Annotated in this window: 3 protein-coding genes; 1 reads left to right on the top strand and 2 read right to left on the bottom strand. The window is 63.1% G+C overall.

The genetic code is table 11. From position 1 onward, the window contains the following. Positions 1-324: 324 nt before the first annotated feature. The gene (locus WAN71_RS07715; RefSeq protein WP_422224768.1) at positions 325-864 is read right to left on the bottom strand and encodes an ester cyclase; all 540 of its coding nucleotides are present in this window, start codon (positions 862-864) and stop codon (positions 325-327) included. A 250-nt stretch (positions 865-1,114) separates the two neighbouring features. Then, the gene (locus WAN71_RS07710; protein WP_422224767.1) at positions 1,115-1,786 is read right to left on the bottom strand and encodes a TetR/AcrR family transcriptional regulator; all 672 of its coding nucleotides are present in this window, start codon (positions 1,784-1,786) and stop codon (positions 1,115-1,117) included. A gap of 104 nt (positions 1,787-1,890) precedes the next feature. Between WAN71_RS07710 and WAN71_RS07705 the strand changes: the two genes are divergently transcribed. Then, positions 1,891-2,839, top strand: a 949-nt coding sequence (locus WAN71_RS07705; RefSeq protein WP_422224766.1) for a PE-PPE domain-containing protein, incomplete at its 3' end; no start/stop codon positions are given.

Below are 2,839 nucleotides of genomic sequence, written 5' to 3'. Positions count from 1 at the left end.
GAGGCCGTAGCTTGCGCGCACGATCGGTTGACCGTCGCGCAGCACGAGCACCGCCGCGCCCGGCACGTCGCCTGCGTAGTTGCGCATTAACGCATCGACTTTCGGCTTCATCGCACAAGTCATAGCTGAGATCGGTTTCCCGAACGACTTTGCAGGGCAAGGAAATTACCCAACCGGGGTATGGGCATCTCGCGCGGGGCAAGTCGCTCAGAGACGGGCACAACGAACACCTCGATAACCGATCCTCGCTCTTGTCGGGTCGCTGACAGGAAATGCTGACAGTGACTCGTCGATGCTGTGGGAACTGATCAAGATGTCGCGGCGCTACGAATTGTCGATCCTGCGCGAACGCAGCGCCGCTCGCGCGACCGTCACGGGGTGGTTAAGCAGAGTCATGATCCGACCGGTCAGGGTGTTGAGTTCGCGAGCGACACCGAGCTGGATGAACAGCGAAAGGCGGTCGTAGTAGACGCGTTCGCTAACGAGGTCGGGGCCATCGAACTGGAAGATCAACAACGCCGGCCATTCGAGGCGGCGGCCGGTCGGCGGCAGGCCGCGAAAGGGTCCCCGGTGGGTGCCGTGCATGCACGTCTCAGTCATCACGCGGTCACCGTGGTGACACAGTGAACCGGGCTTGATGTCGAAGTGCAGGTCTGGAAGAGCGGTGAAGAGTTCACGGTAGCTGGCGGCGACCGCGTCATGACCGTCGGCGACCTCCCCGGGCAATTCCGTTCGCGCGGCACCGGGTTTGAATGTCGCGAGCGTCGCCGCGACGTCCTGCTGATTTTCTGCCTCGAGATGCGCTAGGACAGTTTGCTCACGCGATTGCCGCAGGCCCGCATCCACCTCGGCTGCCTCGGTCATATCGCTCCCTCGCTTGAGGCCGATCTATGCCAACGGCAGTGTAATTGATGGCTGGGGATCGCCGTGCTACTAAAGCACCTTCCCGCCGAGTAAGTAGCCTTCCCGCCGAGCCTCTCGAGGAGGGGGCCGACGAGCATCGAGGCGCCACCACCGACGTCGATGATGTTGTCGTGGGGCCGAGACCGATCGTCTCGATGACCTCCAGGCGACGGTAACTCTCGTTCGTCGTGGACCAGTTCACGGGGTCCGGTCAGCCGCGCGCGTGAATGCCGGCCTCGACCACCGACATGAACGTGCTCAGATCGGAGATGAGGTCGTCGAATGTCCGCGGCCGTGGCGGATCCGTCTCGTGCAGAAAGTCGGTGACCGTCTCGAACAGTCCACCAACGGTGGCAACCGCCAACGCGTGATAGTTGATCCCGCCGCCATGCTCACCGGGCGGCTGGTTGCGACGCCAGAATGCTTCGAGGAAAGACGCCGCCCAGCGCCGGTTCTCCCGCCGCTGAGCTTCGACGCGCGGTGAAATGCCCGCGGCCACACCGAAAGTCACCATCGCGACGCGAGGGTCATCGACCAGTGTGTGCGCGAACGCGGACAACACCCGACGCACGGTTTCTTCTTCGTCGGCATCGGCCGACTCCCGCATCGCTTGCGCCACTTGCTCTTCGATGCGTTCGGAAACTTGACGCAGCAGCGCTATATAGCAATCCTCCTTGCTGTCGAACAGGTCGTAGAACGCTTTGTTGCCGACGTACGCGGTCTGGCAGATCTGCTCGATCGACGTGTTGGCGTACCCGTCGCGGGCGAACAGCTCGAACGCCGCCACCAAGAGTTGTTCACGACGCTGCTCACGGCGCTGTTCGGCGTCCAGGCCGCGGATCCTGCGCGGCCGGGGTTGCGCGGAGGTGCGCGGTGCTGCCATGGCGCCGAATTCTAGCGCCAACCGCCTTTTCAGCAAGAGGTCTTGTTTCCAACTGGACATCGTGTTGTAATTTCGGTCACAGTCGCTCAAGCAGGGGAGACGCCATGCCAGGCCGTGCAACAACTGCTCTCACCCTCGCCGTCGCCGTCGTCGGAGCCCTCGTCGCCGTCCCACCCCTGCGACACCACGCACAGATACATCTGACCAGTGTCGACAACGCGGATTCGCCGCTCGGCGACGGCACGGCATTGATCTTCGGCACTAGCGGGACGCCGGTCGCAAGCCAGGGATACCAAGAGGCCGTCGAGCAGTTCTACCTGCAGCCGCGTGGCTTCGACGGCACCGTCCAAGCGCCGTTCACGCCCGAGGGGTTGTATCCGGTCACCGGCGTGCACACCCTGCCCGTCGACACCTCGTTCGCGCAGGAGGAACAGATTCTGGACTCCGCGATCCAGAGTCAAATCGCTGCCGGGGGAGTGGACGCCGCGAACCCGGTGGTGGTCTTCGGCTGGTCGCAGAGCGCGGATTTCTCCGGGCTGACCATGCCCGAACTCGCCGCCCAAGGTGTGCCCAGCGATGACGTGCACTTCATCATGGTCGGTGATGCCAGCAATCCCGATGGCGGCTTACTGGAACGCTTCGATATCCCCGCCGGTTCGGATCCGTCGGTCCCGAGCCTGGGCATCACCTTCGATGGCGCCACGCCGGCCGATCTCTACCCGACCGACATCTACACCAACGAATACGACGGTTTCGCCGACTTCCCGAAGTACCCAATCGATTTCCTGTCGGACCTCAACGCGTTCTTGGGCATCCTCTTCGACCACATCACGTATCTCAATCCGCTTCCCGGCCAGCTCGCCGACGCGATCCAATTGCCGACGTCGACGGCCGACATGCTGACCAACTACTACATGGTTCCCGAGGATTTGCCGCTGTTGGACCCGCTGCGGTTCATCCCCGTCATCGGCAATCCGCTGGCCGATCTGCTGCAGCCCGACATGTCGGTGCTGGTCAACTACGGCTACGGCAGCATTCAAGACGGGTGGAGCC

It is taken from the genome of Mycobacterium sp., assembly GCF_049280035.1.
In the GTDB taxonomy this organism is placed as follows: domain Bacteria; phylum Actinomycetota; class Actinomycetes; order Mycobacteriales; family Mycobacteriaceae; genus Mycobacterium.
This window is presented reverse-complemented; position numbering and strand designations above follow the sequence as displayed.